The organism is Variovorax sp. FW305-3-2-15-B-LB1 (genome assembly GCF_058787635.1).
In genome coordinates this window covers 92,080-108,470 of record NZ_JBYSZY010000014.1, presented here as the reverse complement: position 1 = coordinate 108,470, position 16,391 = coordinate 92,080, and the positions used below count along the sequence as shown (strand labels likewise).

The following is a 16,391-nucleotide window of genomic DNA, read 5'->3' as shown; positions in this document are numbered from 1 at the left end:
CGCGCGCGGGCGCCTCAGGGGTGTTGCGAGGTCGCCAGCCGCTCGCGGGCAAAGGGCCGCAGGTCGAGGCCGTGCGCGTTCTCGCGGCCCAGCACGCGGTCGGCGATGGCGTCGCCCAGCCCGGCCGAGTGCTTGAAGCCGTGGCCGGAGCAGGCCGAGACGATCAGCACGTTGGGCAGGCCGTCGAGCGCGTCGATCACGAAGCGGCGGTCGGGCGTCACGGTGTACATGCAGGCGCGGGCCTTGAGCGCGTGCCCCGCGATCTGCGGAAAGCGTCCGGCCACGCGGTCGCGGTACATGGCGGCGGTTTCTTCGGCGCTCACCTCGCGGTCGAGCGCGTCGGGTGTGGTGGCGTCGACGTACTGCTCGGTGGCGACCTTCAGCGCGGGCTGCGACGCGTCGGAGGCCGGAAAGCCGTACATGTAGTCTTCCTGCGCGTCGCCGAACATCCAGATGAAGATCGGGAAGCGCCCAGGCGCGAAGTCGGCCGCAGCGGCGGGGCCGGTGTCGAACCAGTGCATCACCTGGCGGTGCACCGAGAAGTGGGCCTGCCAGTCGGTGCGCGCCTGACGGCCGAGGAACTCGGGCAGCCAGGCGCCGGCTGCGACCACCACCTGGTCGGCGGTGAAGCTCGCGGTCTCGGTGCGCACGCGCACGGTGTCGCCGTTGCCCACGGGCTCGACGCCCAGCACGCGCTCGCCGGTGCGGGTCTGTGCGCCGTCGGCGCGGGCCACGGCGAGCTGGGCGGCGATGGCGTCTTCGGGGCGCACGAAGCCGGCGTCGCGTTCGAGGTAGCCGATCTCGTCGCCCTGCAGGTGGAACTGCGGGTAGCGCGCGCGGATGCCGGCGGCGTCGAGCACCTCGTGCGCGATGTCGAAGCGCTCGGCGCAGGCGATGGTGCGGCGCACGAAGTCGGACTTGCCGTGGTGCGCGGCCACGCGGTCGCGCGGCGCGAGGATGAGGCCGCCGGTGGTGGTCATCAGCGGGCGGCCGGTGCGCGCCTCGAGCTCGCGCCAGATGGCGTGCGAGCGGTGCACCAGCGGCACGTACTCGTCGCCTTCGCCGACGGCCAGCCGCGTGATGCGCGAGTCGCCGTGCGAGGAGCCGCGGTCGTGCGGCGGCGCGAACTGGTCGATGCCGAGCACACGCGCGCCGCGTTGCGAGAGCTGGTAGAGGGAGGCCGCGCCGAGGGCGCCCAGGCCGATGACGATCGCGTCGTAGTGGGTAGGAGAACGGGTCACGGGGCGAGAGGTTTCGTCGTCACACAAGGTTCAGGTCGAGAAACGCATCCTTCACCGCGATGGGCTGGGGAATGAGCTTCAGCTGCGCGAACACGTCGGCCAGGCCCTGCTGTTCGCGGGCGATGGCGGGCGTGAGGGCCACGACGCCATAGTGCCGCCGTTCGGTCGCCAGCGCCAGCACCTTGGGCTCGACCTTCAGTTGCGGCGCGAGTGTGGCCACCACGTCGCCGGGGTGGGCTTGGGCCCAATCGTTGGCCTTGCGCAGCTCGGCAAACACGGTGCGCAGCGTGTCGGCGTTGGCGCGCGCGAAGGCGGGTTGGGCGAAGTGGTAGGTGCGGTTGCCGCTCAGGCCGGTGCCGTCGAACAGCAGGCGCGACTCGGTCGCCACCTGCGCGCCGGCCAGGAACGGGTCCCACAGACCGATGGCCGCGACGCTGCCCGACTGGTAGGCGGCCACGGTGTCGGAGGCCGTGACGATGTACACCGGCTCGATGTCTTCATAGCGCAGGCCGGCCGCCTCGAGTGCGCGGATCAGCACGTACTGGGTGTTGTAGCCGCGGCCGGTGACGACCTTCTTGCCCTTGAGGTCGCGCACGTTGCGGATCGGCGAGTCGCGCGGCACCAGGAAGCCGACGCCGCCGGGGTAGGGGCTTTCGGCCGCGAGGTAGACCAGGCCCTTGCCGCTGGCCTGCTGGAACACGCCGATGCCGTCGGAGGCGTGGCCGAAGTCGATGGCGCTGGCCGCCAGTGCTTCCGACAGCTGGCTGCCGCCGAGGAACTCGCGCCACTCGACGTTCACGCCGGCCGGCGCCAGCGCCTTCTCGAGCTGGCCCGTGCCCTTGAGGATGTTGAGCGTGTTGAACTTCTGATAACCGATGCGCAGCGTGCGGGCGCGCGTCTGCGCGAACAGCGGGGCCGACGCGGCCACGGCGGCAGCACCGACGCCGGCGCGAAGCAGAAGGCGCCGGGAGACGGCGGGCGAGGAAGAGCGTGGGAAGTGCATGGGAAGAGCGGGGCCGCATCACGCGGCCGAAGAAGAAAAAAGCAGTCAGTCGAAAGGCAGAGGCTGGCCACTCTAGGGACCGATGCTGTCTCGCGCCACGAAGCTTTTGTCATTTGTTCATGCGCAACTCATCGCTGCATATGCAAGCGGAAATTGCTTCGTTGGCGCCGCACGCGGCGCTGCCTAGAGTCGCGCTCTCTTTTTCCACTTCCAGCGAAGCGCAGGCATGACCCGCAACACCCACTCTTTCACCGTGACCAGCCTGGCCCTGGCCCTCGGCGCCTTCACCACCCTGGGCAACATCGCCTGGGCCGACAAGCTCGACGACATCCGCAAGGCCGGCGTGCTGCGCGTGGCCGCGTTCGACGGCAACCCGCCCTTCGGCTACATCGATCCGGCCAGCAAGAAGCAGGTGGGCCACGACATCGACTTGGCCACCGAGTTCGCGAAGAGCCTGGGCGTGAAGATCGAGCTGGTGCCGACCAACCCGGCCAACCGCATCCCGCTGCTCACCTCGGGCAAGGCCGACGTGGTGTTCGCCAGCTTCACCATCACCGACGAACGCGCCAAGGCCGTCGACTTCACCACGCCGTACTTCCTGGTCGGCCAGCAGTTCCTGGCGAAGAAGGGCGTGCTGAAGGAGGCCGCGCAGATCAAGGACATCCGCATCGGCACCGAGAAGGGCACGACGATGGAGTCGAACCTGCGCAAGAACTACCCCGACGCCAAGGTCGTGCTCTACGATGATTCGCCCTTTGCGCTGGCCGCACTGCGCAACGGCAACGTGCAGGCCATCACCAACGACGGCGTGAAGCTCACGGCGCAGTGGAACGCGATTCCCGACAAGGAGAAGTACGAGATCCCGGCGATCACGGTGTCGAAGGAATACCTCGGCGCGGCCGTGGCCAAGGGCGAGACGCGCCTGCTCGAGACGCTCAACGCCTGGCTGGTCGACAGCGAGAAGAACGGCCGCGCCGTGGCGATCTACGACACCTGGTTCGGTCCGAACAGCAAGGCGCCGCTGCCGCGCCTGCTGAAGATCGGCGACCAGCGCGTGGCCGCCAACTGATGGGGCACGCAACGACCGGATCGATGCGGCCTTGAGCGATTTCCTGCGCGAGCACCTGCTCGCGCCCCATTACCTCGGCTGGCTGCTCGACGGCTGGCTCGTGACCGTGGGCGCCTCGCTGCTGGTGGCGGCGGGCGCCACGCTGCTGGGCGTCGTCGTGGCGGCGGGACGCTCGTCGAGCCGGCCCGCGTGGCTGCGCGCGAGCGGCGCGTACGTCTCGCTGTTTCGCAACACGCCGCTGCTGGTGCAGCTCTTCTTCTGGTACTTCGGCGCGCCCAGTTTGTTGCCCGAGGCGCTGCGCGAAGGGCTGCTGGCGGGGCGCTTCATTTCCTTCGAGCTTCTGTCGGCGCTGCTCGGGCTCACGCTGTATGCGGCGGCCTACGTGGGGGAGGACATCCGCTCGGGCATCCGCGGCGTGCCTGAGGGGCAGACGCTGGCGGCACAGGCGCTGGGCTTCACGCGCGCGCAGGTGCTGGCGCAGGTGGTGCTGCCGCAGGCGCTGCGCATCGCGTTGCCGCCGCTGCTGGGGCAGTACATGAACATCGTCAAGAACACCTCGCTCGCGATGGCCGTGGGGCTGGTCGAGCTGTCGTACGCCTCGCGCCAGGTCGAGGCCGAGACCTTCAAGACCTTCCAGTCCTTCGGCGTGGCGACGCTGCTCTACATCGTGACCATCGGCGCGATCGAGCTGCTGGCTGCGTGGGCTGCGCGTCGGCAGTCGGCGGTGCCGGGGAGGGCGGCTGCATGAGCGACGCGCTGCACATGCTGTGGGACAGCCTGCCGTACCTGCTGTGGGGCGCCTTTCCGCAGGGCGAGCTGGGCGGTGCGGCGCTCACGGTGCTGCTCAGTGCCGGCTCGGGCATCGCGTCGGCGCTACTCGGCTTGGCGTGGGGCATCGGGCTGGCCATGGCGCGGGGGCCGCTGAAGCGCGTGCTGACGCTGGGGCTGGCCTTCCTGCGTGCGATCCCGGTGCTGATGCTGATCTTCTGGACCTACTTCCTGCTGCCGTTCGCGCTGGGCGTGAGCGTGCCGGGCGTGTTGTCGGTGATGTGCGCGCTGTCGCTGGTGGGCGGTGCCTACCTGGCGCACGCGGTGCATGCGGGCATCCGTGGCATCGGGGCGGGGCAGTGGGCGGCGGGGCTGTCGCTCGGGCTCACGCGCTGGGGCACGCTGCGCCATGTCGTGCTGCCGCAGGCGCTGCGGATGATGCTGCCGTCGTTCGTCAACCAATGGGTCACGCTCGTGAAGGACAGCTCGCTGGCCTACGTGGTGGGCGTGGGCGAACTGTCGTTCGTGGCCTCGCAGGTGAACGCGCGCACCATGGTCTATCCGGCGGAGATCTTCGTGCTGGTGGGCGCGATCTACTGGCTGCTGTGCACCGGGCTGGACCGGCTGGCCCACGGAGTCGTGCGCCGCGCGCAGGCGGGTGCGCCGGTTGTCATGAACTTTTCTGGAAAAGGTCTTGAGCGCTTCGCATAATCGTCCCGGTCATTCCGACAGCCTTTTCCATTTCAAGGAGTTCCACCCATGGCACAGACCCGGATCGCCGTCATCGTCGGCAGCCTGCGCAAGGATTCGTTCAACCACAAGCTGGCCCTGGCGCTGGCGCACCTCGCGCCGTCGGACTTCACGTTCGAAACCCTGCGCATCGACGACCTGCCGCTGTACAACCAGGACGACGACGGCAATCAGGCCGCGCAGGTGAAGCGCCTCAAGAGCGAAGTGGCCGCCGCGCAGGGCGTGCTGTTCGTCACGCCCGAATACAACCGCTCGATCCCCGGCGTGCTGAAGAACGCCATCGACCACGCCTCGCGCCCCTATGGCCAGAGCGTCTGGGCCGGCAAGCCGACCGGCGTGCTCGGCATCTCGGTGGGCGCCATCGGCACCGCGCTGGCGCAGCAGCACCTGCGCAACATCCTGGCGTACCTCGACGCGCCCACGATGGGCGGCCCCGAGGTGTTCCTGCAGGCCAAGGACGGCCTGTTCGACGACAAGGGCCATATCGGCAACGAAGGCACGCAGAAATTCCTCCAGGGATGGATGGACAAGTACGTGGCCTGGGTCAAGGCCCATTCGGCAGCCTGAACGCAAGGCAATCGCCCATGAAAAAACCGCCCCACGGGGCGGTTTTTTCGTTCCGGTGTCGGAGCTATCTAGCTGTTGCACAAGATTCCTCGCCCCTCAGAACGAGGGGTTTCTTCGGGACCGCTAGTGGAGCGATTTAAGCCCGACCACGCCCATGACAATCAGCCCAATGCAAAGTAGCCGGAGCGCCGAAGCCGACTCTCCCAAGAGAACCATGCCCACAATCGCTGTTCCGACCGCACCGATGCCTGTCCACACGGCGTAGGCAGAACCGACTGGCAAATGCCTCAGCGAGAAGGTGAGCAGTGACAGGCTGCCGAGAAGCGAAGCGATCGTGCCTGCCAACACCCAAGGGCGGTCGAATCTCGTGGCCGATTTCAGCCCGACGGCAAATAGGATTTCGAGTCCCCCAGCGGCGAAAAGCGCTAACCATGCGGTCGCCGCATTCATGATTGGGCCCATTCGGCTGCGAGTCGCATGCGCAAGATCAAAGGCACAGAAGCAACACGATGCTTTGAGCGACCAACGTGAAAGGACACCTTGCTGCTGAACAGGCAGAAGTGAGCGGCCTGTTGGTCCGTCAAGTGAAATCCGACATACAAGACGAGCTCAGATGCTGTGCCGTGCTCAAACGTGCGCTTACTGAGTTGGCCTCTTACAGCATGCCCACAGAAAACCAGATCCGTTGCCTGCTCGGCATCGGTTTGTTGGGCACGTCGAGAAGCTGAGGAAACTTCTTGTTGACCGGTCGTGGGATCGAATGTGATGCGCGCCATCAGTTCGTTGCGTGCAGGAGCCATCGCAACGTAGTTGCTGATTTCAATCCCAATTGCTTCTCCTCGGAGTCCTTGTGCATGCAAGGCCTCCTGGCCCTGCAGCCAAAGCGACTCCTTGGTTTCGAAACTGACGGCGTATGGAGGCCTTGTCGGCAAGCTGCGAGCGGCTCGGAGATCAAGAAGCCGTTGGCTGTGCGTACCGCGTGCCTGCTCAAACTGCCTTCGTGACAGGGGCTGCGACCCTCTTGGTGAGCGCTGAGTTTCGGTCACTTCAGTTCGCAAGGAGCTTGCCATTGAAGACGATACGGAAGGTCCGCACAGTCAGTAGCGACAGAGCCGCGGTGAGCAGAATCAGCAAGCCCCAGGCAAGCCACGTCAGGGGCTGTGATGACTGCACGGACGCATATTTAAGTGCAGCGTTGACGAGCGCGGCAAGGGGGAAGCTGATAGCCCACCAAGCGGGACCGAACGCAATCCCCGGCCGAAACACTTTGGGCGCCAGAACCAGGAACAGGAAGAGGCCGAAGTAAAAGAGCATTGCGGCGAAGGCGTCGACTTCGCCTGTGAGATTGGTGTAGGCGAGGAAGCCAACCTCAAACGGAGCCACGAGAATCATCAGAGAAGGCGTCATGGCCGGAGCGAGCGGCTCTCGCTGCACGAGTCTCACAACGATCATCGTGAACATCACCAAGGCGAGGGCCGAGCCAATGCCGGCAGCGACACGCAAAGTCTCGGCGGAGCCCGGTAGATCGGTGTAGGCGAAGGTCACAGCAATGTCCAGCGCGGCAACACCGGGAATCAACCAGGCAGGCACGGCGTGCGAGGGGTCACCCCCGCCGGATAGCAGCCGGGAAACGACGACGTAGCTCACCAGGAGTGTCGTGACGGTGCCAACGATCCACAACACCAGTCCCACCTGCCCGAAGTAGTGGCCCAGTACGGCCGACTGCAGCAACAGCGAGATGGTGATTGTTCCGAAGAAGTTGCCAGCGATGGGGTGGCGGAACTCGGCCAGGACAGCGTCGGGATGCTTCACCAGCTTGAAAAGATACGCGACCGTGATGGCCAGAAAAACGAGGCTGGAAAAGATGCTCAGGGCATCCGCGACTTGCACGCCAAAGCCAAGAGACCGGGTGGCCAGGCGCCAACCCAGTGCAAGGCCTGAGAGGCCCATGACAGCTCCGAAAAGGTTGACAGGAAGATTTCGGATGGAACCAGTTACTGCAGGGCGGGACTGCTGTTCAGCAGAGAGGAGATCGGCGGTCATTTGTTGCTCCGTATGTTGGCGGAAAGTGCCATGTGCGAAAGTTTCCGCCAACAGGCGAGGGCGCGGGCTGCAGTCCTCCGCTCTTTTCTGCCAATGTTCAAGCAGATACAGCCGACCTCGTTACAGCATGGTCAAACCCCGTGGCTTGAATTGCCAATCCCGTGAGATCCCGCCAAACTTCCGGCACGGCGCGCCCATGGCGTGCATGACGGAGCCACCCCGATGCGTATCGCCATCCTTGCTTTCCCACGTGTTCAGCTGCTTGATGTTGTCGGCCCGGCTGACATCTTTGCCGAGGCTTCGAGGCAGCTGGGAGATCCGCGCGCGTACCGCGTGCAAGTCATCGCTCCAGATGAAGGGGCACTCAAGAGCAGCAGCGGGCTGCGTCTGATGATCGATGCCACGATTGCCAGCCATCGAGGTGCGATCGACACGTTGCTGGTTGCGGGAAGTCCAGATGTGCACAGCGTGACGGGCAACGAAGCGCTCAAGACGTGGCTTCGGCAGCAATGTGGGAAGGTGCGACGCATCGGGTCGGTTTGCAGCGGCGCCTTTGTGTTGGCAGCAGCCGGTCTTCTGAGCGGAAAGAAGGTGGCCACGCACTGGAATGCAGCAGACCGACTTGCCGCGGACTATCCAACTACAGACGTTGACGCTGACGCAATATTCGTGAGAGATGGGAATCTCTACACATCGGCGGGCGTATCTGCTGGAATGGATCTCGCGCTCGCTCTGGTCGAGGAAGATCATGGGCGCGATCTGGCACTTCGCGTGGCTCGCGAGATGGTGATGTTTCTGAAGCGCCCCGGGGGCCAGTCCCAGTTCAGTGCGCACCTCGCGGCCCAGACCGCCGAGCGTTCCGCAATTCGTGAGATTCAAGACTTTGTCCTGGGCAACCTCCGGGCCGACCTCAGCGTGCCTGCGCTCGCCCTGCAAGCAAAGATGAGTGAGCGGAACTTTGCGCGGATTTTTCGACTTGAGGCTGGCATGACGCCTGCAGACTATGTCGAGAGCGTTCGAATCGACGCAGCGCGTAGGCGCATCGAGGAGTCAAACGTTTCGTTGAAGGGTTTGGCCGACGAAGTAGGCTATGCCAATGGGGACGGTCTTCGCCGGGCGTTTCACCGGCGGCTCGGGGTCGGACCTGCGGACTACCGCAAAAGATTCTCCAGCTGAAGCTCTTGGGTCTGCAGAGGGTAGCGCACAGTGAACGCTTGATTGGCCCAAACAGCTCTACGCTGCATGGGCTCAACCAAGCGGCAATGACATCCAGCTTCTTAAGCGACTGGTTCTGTTGGCTCTTGCATCAGCCAGACAAGTCCGTTCCGGCCGCGGAAGCTTCAGGCGGCTTGCGCGACGTTCTTCTGGTTCGCGGCTTCGGTCGTGGCCACGAGGATGTCGGCGCGGGCGGCGGCCAGGGCGGCGGCCTTGGGGGCGTCACCCATCGCGATGCCCTCGGCGCGCACGAAGCGCACGTCGGTGATGCCGAAGAAGCCGAAGATCACCTTCAGGTAGCTCTCCTGGTGTTCCGCGGCCTGGCCACCTTCGGAGGTCGAGTAGATGCCGCCGCGGCTCGAGGCCACGATCACGGTCTTGCCACCGGCCAGGCCGACGGGGCCCTTCTCGGTGTACTTGAAGGTGCGGCCGGCTTGCGCGAGGCGGTCGATCCAGGCCTTGAGCTGGGTCGGGATGGTGAAGTTGTACAGCGGCGCGCCGAGCACGACGACGTCGGCGGCCAGGAACTGGGTCACCAGCTTTTCCGACAGGGCGTTCTCGCGCAGCTGCGCTTCGGTCGGCTGGGCCTGCACGCCGGTCTTGATGCCGAGGGCGTCGACGCCGAAGTGCGAGGGCGCGTCCACGGCGAGGTCGAGGTACTCGACCTGGGTGTCGGGGTGGGCTGCGCGCCAGGCGGCGACGGTTTCGGCGGTCAGCTGGCGCGAGGTGGAGCCGGCGGCGAGGATGCTGGAGTCGATGTGGAGCAGCTTCATGTCAGTCAATCACTTTCTGTGCAAGGTGTCGGCGCTGAGAAGTGGCCGGCGTTGGGAGAATTCTATTTTTGATGTGAGTGACTGATAAGTAGCCAAAATTTGATCAGATCGTTCTGTTTGCAGGACAATGAAGCCATGCAAGACCTCAACGACATGGTGTTCTTCGCCGAGGTGGCCGAGCGGGTCGGCTTTGCCGCCGCCAGCCGGGCGCTGGGCATTCCCAAATCGCGGTTGTCTCGGCGCGTGGCCGAGCTCGAGGAACGGCTGGGCGTGCAGCTGATGCAGCGCAGCACGCGCCGCCTGTCGCTCACGCCGGCCGGAGAGATCTACCTGCGGCATGCCTCGGCCATGCGCGATGCGGCCCAGGCGGCGGCCGAGGCGGTGGCGCAGGTGCAGACCGAGCCGAGCGGGCTGGTGCGGCTGACCTGCCCGGTCACCATCTCCCACAGCGGGCTGGCGCAGCTGATGCCGGTGTTCATGGCGCGCCACCCGGCGGTGCGCGTCGACATGCGCGTCATCAACCGGCCGGTGGACCTGATCGAGGAGGGCATCGACATCGCGCTGCGCGTGCGCCCGACCATCGAGGACAGCACGGTGCTGGTGGCCAAGACCTTCGGCCACAGCCGCGGCGTGCTGGTCGCGAGCCCGGCGCTGCTGGCCAGCCAGGGCCCGGTCGACACGCCCGCCGACCTCGCGAAGCTGCCCACGGCGGCCATGTCGGTCAACGGGGAAGGGCGCTCGGAGTGGCGGCTCGAAGGCCCCGAAGGCCGCAGCCACGTGCATGTACACACGCCGCGCTACGTGGCCGACGACCTCGCGACGCTGCAGTTCGGCGCGCTGGGCGGCGTCGGCGTGACCCTGCTGCCCGACTACATGTGCAGCGCCGACATCGAAGCGGGCCGGCTGGTGCGGGTGCTGCCCGGCTGGGGGCCGTCGCCGGTGGTTGCGCACATGGTGTTTCCGGCGCGGCGGGCGCTGGTGCCGGCGGTGCGGCGGCTGATCGACTTCCTGTCCGAACACCTGCAAAGCGAGCAGATGCGGATGTTCTGAGGCAGATTGCTATCTAAAAGATAGCGTCATAGTGGGTCTTCGCGGGTTCTATATGCGAAAAACGTCATATCCAAACAAACAGATATTCGTTTGCCATTGAAGCAGCGGTTCGCACAATCCAGGGCTTCACCCCCTCCTTGGAGCGACCATGGCAACCCTGCGACTCGGCGACACCGCCCCCAATTTCACCCAGGACTCCAGCGAAGGCCCGATCGACTTCTACCAGTGGGCCGGCGATTCGTGGATCGTGTTCTTCTCGCACCCGGCCGATTTCACGCCCGTGTGCACCACCGAACTCGGCAAGACGGCGGCGCTGTCGGGCGAGTTCGCCAAGCGCGGCGTGAAGCCCATCGCGCTGAGCGTCGACCCGGCCACCAAGCACAAGGAGTGGATCGGCGACATCAACGAGACGCAGAACACCACCGTCAACTTCCCGATCATTGCGGACGCCGACCGCAAGGTGGCCGACCTGTACGACCTGATCCACCCGAACGCCTCGACCACGGCCACGGTGCGCAGCGTCTACATCATCGACCCCAAGAAGGTCATCCGCACCACCATCACCTACCCCGCGTCGACCGGCCGCAACTTCGACGAGATCCTGCGCGTGATCGACTCGCTGCAGCTCACCGACAGCCACAAGGTCGCCACGCCCGTGAACTGGAAGGACGGCGACGACGTCGTCATCGTGCCGAGCATCCAGGACCCGGCCGAGCTGGCCGAGCGCTTCCCCAAGGGCTTCAAGGCCGTCAAGCCTTACCTGCGCATCACGCCGCAGCCCAACAAGTAAGAAGCCGCAGGACCGCGCCGTCATGCAGACTCGTGTCGTCATCGTGCCCGGTTGGCGCGACTCCGGGCCCGGCCATTGGCAGAGCCTGTGGGAAGAACGCATTCCGGGCGCGGCGCGGGTGGCGCAGGACGACTGGGCTTCGCCCAAGCGCGACGCCTGGGTGCCTGCGCTGGCCAAGCTCGTGCTCGAAAGCGAAGGCCCGGTGGTGATCGCGGCGCACAGCCTGGGCTGCATCGCCACGGCGCACCTGCCGCCCGAGGCCGCCGCCCGCATCCAGGGCGCGCTGCTGGTGGCGCCGGCCGACCCCGAGCGCCGCGCGGTGCTGTCCGACTTCGCACCCGTGCCCTACGCGGCGCTGCCGTACCGCAGCATCGTGGTGGCGAGCAGCAACGATCCCTATTGCCCGATCCGCCTGGCGGGCGCCTATTCGCGCGCCTGGGGCAGCGAGTTCGTGCGCATGCAGAATGCGGGGCACATCAACATCGATTCGGGGCACGGAGACTGGCCGCTCGGCCTGGCCCTGCTGCAATCGTTGACCGACGAACCCGCCGCCTGGTCGGCGGGACGTGAATTTTCAGAAAACCTGGCAACCACATGACTTCCAGAATCAAGACCTTCGTCGCCGTGCTCGCGCTGGCGTCCTCCGCACTCGCCGGCAGCACCGCCTTCGCACAAGGCACCGGGCTGCTGAACGCCTCGTACGACGTGGCGCGCGAGTTCTACAAGGACTACAACGCGGCCTTCGTGGCGAACTACAAGAAGGCCACGGGCAAGGACGTCAAGATCGACCAGTCGCACGGCGGCTCCAGCGCCCAGGCGCGTGCCGTGGCCGACGGCCTGGATGCCGATGTGGTCACCATGAACACCTCGACCGACATCGACTTCCTGGCCAACGCCGGCGTGGTCGCCAAGGACTGGAACAAGAAGTTCCCCGAGAACGCATCGCCCACCACCTCGACCATGCTGCTGCTGGTGCGCAACGGCAACCCCAAGGGCATCAAGGACTGGGACGACCTGATCAAGCCGGGCGTGCAGGTCGTGATCGTCAACCCCAAGACCGGCGGCAACGGCCGCTACGCCTACCTGGCGGCCTGGGGCTACATCAAGAAGAAGGGCGGCACCGACGCCCAGGCCGCCGAGTTCGTCGGCAAGCTGTTCAAGAACGTGCCGGTGCTGGCACGCGGCGGCCGCGACGCGACGACCGCCTTCCTGCAACGCAACATCGGCGACGCGCTGATCACCTTCGAATCCGAAGTGGTCTCGATCGACCGCGAATTCGGCACCGGCAAGGTCGACTCGGTGTATCCGTCGATCTCCATCGTGGCCGAGAACCCGGTCGCCATCGTCGAGCGCACCGTCAAGAAGAAGGGCACGGGCGAGCTGGCCAAGGCCTACCTCGACTGGCTGTACTCCGAAGAAGCGCAGGAAATCGCCGCCAAGCACGCGCTGCGCCCGCGTTCGCAGACCGTGCTCAAGAAGTACGCCTCGACCTTCAAGCCGCTGCAGCTGTTCACGGTGCAGGAACTGTTCGGCAGCCTGAGCGAAGCGCAGAAGGTGCACTTCAATGACGGCGGCCAGTTCGACAAGCTCTACACGCCCGGCGCGAAGTAAATGAGCGGCGCTGCTTCTTCGGCGCTCCCGGCAGCGGGAGCGCCTTTTTCTCGTGCCAACCGGGCAGGGGGCGCCAAGCGCGTGCTGCCCGGTTTCCACATCACGCTCGGCTTCACGGTCTTCTATCTGTGCCTGATCGTGCTGATCCCGCTGTCGGCGCTGGTCTTCAAGACCTTCACGATGACCTGGGAGCACTTCTGGGTGTCGGTGACCGCGCCGCGCGTGATGGCCTCGTACCGCCTGACCTTCGGCGCCTCGCTGATCGCCGCCATGGTGAACGCGGTGTTCGGCCTGCTCGTGGCCTGGGTGCTGGTGCGCTACAAGTTCCCGGGCAAGCGCATCGTCGATGCGCTGGTCGACCTGCCGTTCGCGCTGCCCACGGCCGTGGCCGGCATCTCGCTCACGGCGCTGCTGGCGGGCAACGGCTGGATCGGGCAGCTGCTGGAGCCGCACGGCATCAAGCTGGCGTTCACGCCGGCGGGCATCGTGATCGCGCTGATCTTCATCGGGCTGCCCTTCGTGGTGCGCACGGTGCAGCCGGTGCTTGAAGACGCCGAGAAGGAACTCGAAGAAGCCGCGACCTCGCTGGGCGCCACGCGCCTGCAGACCTTCACCAAGGTGATCTTTCCGTCGATCGCGCCCGCGTTGCTGACGGGCTTTGCGATGGCCTTCGCACGCGCCATCGGCGAGTACGGCTCCGTGATCTTTATCGCCGGCAACATGCCGATGATTTCCGAGATCACGCCGCTCATCATCATCGGCAAGCTGGAGCAGTACGACTACACGGGCGCCACCGCGGTCGCGCTGGTGATGCTGGTGCTGTCGTTCATCCTGCTGCTGGTCATCAACGGCCTGCAGGCCTGGCAGCGCAAGCGCGCGGGGGCATGACATGAGCGCACCTTCGAAAATCATCCGCCGCGCGCAGGCCGGCACCACCGAGTCGGCCTGGGTCCGCTGGACGCTGATCGGCGTCGCCCTGGCGTTCATGTTCCTGTTCCTCGTGCTGCCGCTGGCGGCCGTGGCGGTCGAGGCGCTGCGCAAGGGCCTCAATGCCTACCTCGAGGCGCTGAAGGAACCCGATGCGTGGAGCGCCATCCGCCTCACGCTCATCACCGCCGCCATCGCGGTGCCGATGAACCTCGTGTTCGGCGTGGCCGCGGCCTGGGCCATCGCCAAGTTCGAGTTCCGCGGCAAGGCTTTTCTGACCACGCTGATCGACCTGCCGTTCGCGGTGTCGCCGGTGGTGGCGGGCCTGATCTACGTGCTGGTGTTCGGCGCGCAGGGCTGGTTCGGCCCGTGGCTGGCGGAGCACGACATCAAGATCATCTTCGCCGTGCCCGGCATCGTGCTGGCCACCGTGTTCGTGACCTTTCCCTTCATTGCGCGCGAACTCATTCCGCTGATGCAGGCGCAGGGCACCGACGAAGAGCAGGCCGCCATCGTGCTCGGCGCGACCGGCTGGCAGACCTTCCGGCGCGTGACCTTGCCCAACATCAAGTGGGGCCTGCTGTACGGCGTGATCCTGTGCAATGCGCGCGCCATGGGCGAGTTCGGCGCGGTGTCGGTGGTGTCGGGCCACATCCGCGGCCAGACCAACACCATGCCGCTGCACGTCGAGGTGCTCTACAACGAATACCAGTCGGTGGCCGCCTTCGCGGTGGCCTCGCTGCTGGCGATCCTGGCGCTGGTCACCCTGGTGATCAAGTCGGTCATCGAGTGGCGCCATGAGCGCGAAATGAAAGCCATCGCCGAGCTGCCGCCCGAGCGTCCCCCCGAGCCTTCGGCGGCCTGAGAAGACGAGAGAACAAGACCATGAGCATCGAAATCCGCAACATCAGCAAGCAGTTCGGCGACTTCCGCGCGCTGAACAACGTGAACCTCGACGTCGAGTCGGGCGAACTGGTCGCGCTGCTCGGCCCCTCGGGCTGCGGCAAGACCACACTGCTGCGCATCATCGCGGGCCTGGAAACGGCCGACACCGGCAGCATCCACTTCTCGGGCGAAGACACGACCGACGTGCACGTGCGCGAACGCCAGGTCGGCTTCGTGTTCCAGCATTACGCGCTGTTCCGCCACATGACCGTGTTCGAGAACGTGGCCTTCGGCCTGCGCGTGAAGCCGCGCAAGGAGCGCCCGAGCGACGCGCAGATCAAGGCCAAGGTGACCGACCTGCTCAAGCTGGTGCAGCTCGACTGGCTGGCCGACCGCTACCCGTCGCAGCTGTCCGGCGGCCAGCGCCAGCGCATCGCGCTGGCCCGCGCGCTGGCGGTGGAGCCCAAGGTGCTGCTGCTCGACGAACCCTTCGGAGCGCTCGACGCCAAGGTGCGCAAGGAACTGCGCCGCTGGCTGCGCCGCCTGCACGACGAGCTGCACGTCACCTCGATCTTCGTCACGCACGACCAGGAAGAAGCGCTCGAGGTGGCCGACCGCGTGGTGGTCATCAACAAGGGCCGCATCGAGCAGGTCGGTTCGCCACAGGACGTGTGGGACAAGCCCGCGAGCCCGTTCGTGTACGGCTTCCTGGGCGACGTGAACCTGTTCCACGGCCGGGCCGACAACGGCGCCGTGCAACTGGACGGCATGCGCATCGACTCGCCCGAGCACAGCAGCGCGCGCGACGCCAAGGCGCTGGCCTATGTGCGTCCGCATGACCTCGATGTGACCCGCTACGTGTCGGGTGCCACGGGCATCGTCGCCACGCTGTCGCGCGCGATCGTGGTCGGACCGATCGCGCGGCTGGAACTTGAGCCCACCGAAACGAATCCAGATAATCCGGGCTCCGGAACCATCATCGAAGCGCAACTCCCTGCGCAACAGTTCCGCGACCTGGGCTTGAAGGAAGGCGACACCGTCGTCGCCAATCCCCGCAAGGCCAGGGTGTTCGTAGAAGAAGATTGGGTATCTCCTTGATCCATTGGTACTTCGGCGCGCCGCGCCGCGCGCTCGGGCTGATCTGCCTGGCCTGTGTCCTCATGCTCGCCTTCGGGCTGTATCTGCAGCACGTGGTCGGGCTCGAACCCTGCCCGATGTGCATCGTGCAGCGCTATGCGCTGATGCTGGTGGCGCTGTTCACCGGCCTGGCGGCGCTGTTCAACAGCCGCGGCCTGCAGGTGACGGGCGCGGTGCTGGCACTGGCGGCGGCGGTGGGCGGTGCCTACACGGCGGCGCAGCAGAGCTGGCTGCAGTGGTATCCGCCCGAAGTCGTCTCGTGCGGACGTGACCTGTACGGGATGATCGAGACTTTCCCGCTCAAGCGCGCGCTGCCGATGATCTTCCGCGGCGGCGGCGACTGTTCCAAGATCGACTGGTCGCTGTTCGGCCTGACGCTGGCGAACTGGTCGTTCATCGCGTTCACGGTGCTGGCGCTGTTGCTGCTCACCTTGCTCTTGCGCCGGCGCACCGCGCGCTGAGTTCTTTTTCAGTAGTTCATGCGGCGTGGCCCGCTGTCCTTCGAGGGCAGCGGGCCACGCCGTTTTCATTGGCGGGACCGCAGGCCCGTGCAAAAAGCCCG

At 66.0% G+C, this 16,391-nt stretch carries 19 protein-coding genes; 13 read left to right on the top strand and 6 right to left on the bottom strand.

Annotation, left to right across the window (positions count from 1 at the left end):
• Nucleotides 1-14 precede the first annotated feature (14 nt).
• Nucleotides 15-1,241 (bottom strand): N-methyl-L-tryptophan oxidase, encoded by a 1,227-nt coding sequence (gene solA, locus AC3WQR_RS11710; protein WP_492742122.1) that lies wholly within the window; start codon nt 1,239-1,241, stop codon nt 15-17.
• A gap of 19 nt (nt 1,242-1,260) precedes the next feature.
• Nucleotides 1,261-2,244: an aliphatic sulfonate ABC transporter substrate-binding protein gene (locus tag AC3WQR_RS11705; RefSeq protein ID WP_492742121.1), complete on the bottom strand. Its 984-nt coding sequence runs from the start codon at nt 2,242-2,244 to the stop codon at nt 1,261-1,263.
• Nucleotides 2,245-2,470: 226 nt separating this feature from the next.
• Between AC3WQR_RS11705 and AC3WQR_RS11700 the strand changes: the two genes are divergently transcribed.
• From AC3WQR_RS11700 to AC3WQR_RS11685, 4 genes are read left to right on the top strand one after another with little or no spacing between them, the layout of a single operon-like run.
• On the top strand, nt 2,471-3,313 hold the full coding sequence (locus tag AC3WQR_RS11700) for a transporter substrate-binding domain-containing protein (RefSeq protein WP_492742119.1): 843 nt from the start codon (nt 2,471-2,473) through the stop codon (nt 3,311-3,313).
• A 31-nt stretch (nt 3,314-3,344) separates the two neighbouring features.
• Nucleotides 3,345-4,061: an amino acid ABC transporter permease gene (locus tag AC3WQR_RS11695; RefSeq protein ID WP_492742118.1), complete on the top strand. Its 717-nt coding sequence runs from the start codon at nt 3,345-3,347 to the stop codon at nt 4,059-4,061.
• Nucleotides 4,058-4,792 carry an amino acid ABC transporter permease gene (locus AC3WQR_RS11690; protein ID WP_492683893.1) on the top strand — a complete coding sequence of 245 codons (735 nt, stop codon included), beginning with the start codon at nt 4,058-4,060 and terminating at the stop codon, nt 4,790-4,792. Before AC3WQR_RS11695 ends, AC3WQR_RS11690 begins: the two co-directional genes overlap by 4 nt.
• A 48-nt stretch (nt 4,793-4,840) precedes the next feature.
• Entirely contained in the window at nt 4,841-5,398 is a 558-nt protein-coding gene (locus AC3WQR_RS11685) for an NADPH-dependent FMN reductase (RefSeq protein WP_095745446.1), read from the top strand.
• Between the two features lie 123 nt (nt 5,399-5,521).
• Here AC3WQR_RS11685 and AC3WQR_RS11680 read toward each other — a convergent pair whose 3' ends face one another.
• Genes AC3WQR_RS11680 through AC3WQR_RS11670 form a run of 3 tightly spaced genes read right to left on the bottom strand, consistent with a single transcriptional unit; the run spans nt 5,522 to nt 7,441 of the window.
• Entirely contained in the window at nt 5,522-5,848 is a 327-nt protein-coding gene (locus AC3WQR_RS11680; protein ID WP_095948700.1) for a DMT family transporter, read from the bottom strand.
• The gene (locus AC3WQR_RS11675) at nt 5,845-6,468 is read right to left on the bottom strand and encodes a DUF3501 family protein (RefSeq protein ID WP_492742117.1); all 624 of its coding nucleotides are present in this window, start codon (nt 6,466-6,468) and stop codon (nt 5,845-5,847) included. Before AC3WQR_RS11675 ends, AC3WQR_RS11680 begins: the two co-directional genes overlap by 4 nt.
• Nucleotides 6,446-7,441, bottom strand: a complete 996-nt coding sequence (locus AC3WQR_RS11670; RefSeq protein WP_492742115.1) for an SLAC1 anion channel family protein — start codon at nt 7,439-7,441, stop codon at nt 6,446-6,448. The genes AC3WQR_RS11675 and AC3WQR_RS11670 overlap by 23 nt, the downstream gene beginning before the upstream one ends.
• 222 nt (nt 7,442-7,663) lie before the next feature.
• Between AC3WQR_RS11670 and AC3WQR_RS11665 the strand changes: the two genes are divergently transcribed.
• On the top strand, nt 7,664-8,617 hold the full coding sequence (locus AC3WQR_RS11665) for a GlxA family transcriptional regulator (RefSeq protein WP_492742114.1): 954 nt from the start codon (nt 7,664-7,666) through the stop codon (nt 8,615-8,617).
• 164 nt (nt 8,618-8,781) lie between these two features.
• Here AC3WQR_RS11665 and AC3WQR_RS11660 read toward each other — a convergent pair whose 3' ends face one another.
• The gene (locus AC3WQR_RS11660) at nt 8,782-9,429 is read right to left on the bottom strand and encodes an FMN-dependent NADH-azoreductase (protein WP_159271685.1); all 648 of its coding nucleotides are present in this window, start codon (nt 9,427-9,429) and stop codon (nt 8,782-8,784) included.
• Nucleotides 9,430-9,564: 135 nt separating this feature from the next.
• On the opposite strand from AC3WQR_RS11660, the gene AC3WQR_RS11655 reads away from it, so the two are divergent.
• The 8 genes from AC3WQR_RS11655 to AC3WQR_RS11620 all read left to right on the top strand — a co-directional run bounded on the left by AC3WQR_RS11655 (nt 9,565) and on the right by AC3WQR_RS11620 (nt 16,290).
• The gene (locus AC3WQR_RS11655) at nt 9,565-10,479 is read left to right on the top strand and encodes a LysR family transcriptional regulator (protein WP_492742113.1); all 915 of its coding nucleotides are present in this window, start codon (nt 9,565-9,567) and stop codon (nt 10,477-10,479) included.
• Between the two features lie 148 nt (nt 10,480-10,627).
• Nucleotides 10,628-11,269 (top strand): peroxiredoxin, encoded by a 642-nt coding sequence (locus AC3WQR_RS11650; protein ID WP_062470070.1) that lies wholly within the window; start codon nt 10,628-10,630, stop codon nt 11,267-11,269.
• 22 nt (nt 11,270-11,291) lie between these two features.
• Complete coding sequence (locus AC3WQR_RS11645; protein WP_056580397.1) at nt 11,292-11,867, top strand: RBBP9/YdeN family alpha/beta hydrolase; 576 nt, start codon at nt 11,292-11,294, stop codon at nt 11,865-11,867.
• The gene (locus AC3WQR_RS11640; RefSeq protein WP_492683887.1) at nt 11,864-12,880 is read left to right on the top strand and encodes a sulfate ABC transporter substrate-binding protein; all 1,017 of its coding nucleotides are present in this window, start codon (nt 11,864-11,866) and stop codon (nt 12,878-12,880) included. The genes AC3WQR_RS11645 and AC3WQR_RS11640 overlap by 4 nt, the downstream gene beginning before the upstream one ends.
• Complete coding sequence (cysT, locus tag AC3WQR_RS11635) at nt 12,881-13,768, top strand: sulfate ABC transporter permease subunit CysT (RefSeq protein WP_062470075.1); 888 nt, start codon at nt 12,881-12,883, stop codon at nt 13,766-13,768.
• Between the two features lies 1 nt (nt 13,769).
• On the top strand, nt 13,770-14,672 hold the full coding sequence (gene cysW / locus AC3WQR_RS11630; RefSeq protein WP_124957841.1) for a sulfate ABC transporter permease subunit CysW: 903 nt from the start codon (nt 13,770-13,772) through the stop codon (nt 14,670-14,672).
• A gap of 20 nt (nt 14,673-14,692) precedes the next feature.
• Nucleotides 14,693-15,790, top strand: coding sequence for a sulfate/molybdate ABC transporter ATP-binding protein (locus AC3WQR_RS11625; RefSeq protein WP_062470081.1), 1,098 nt, complete (start codon nt 14,693-14,695; stop codon nt 15,788-15,790).
• A complete protein-coding gene (locus tag AC3WQR_RS11620; RefSeq protein WP_492742112.1) occupies nt 15,787-16,290 on the top strand; it encodes a disulfide bond formation protein B in 504 nt (167 codons plus the stop codon). The genes AC3WQR_RS11625 and AC3WQR_RS11620 overlap by 4 nt, the downstream gene beginning before the upstream one ends.
• Nucleotides 16,291-16,391 lie beyond the last annotated feature (101 nt).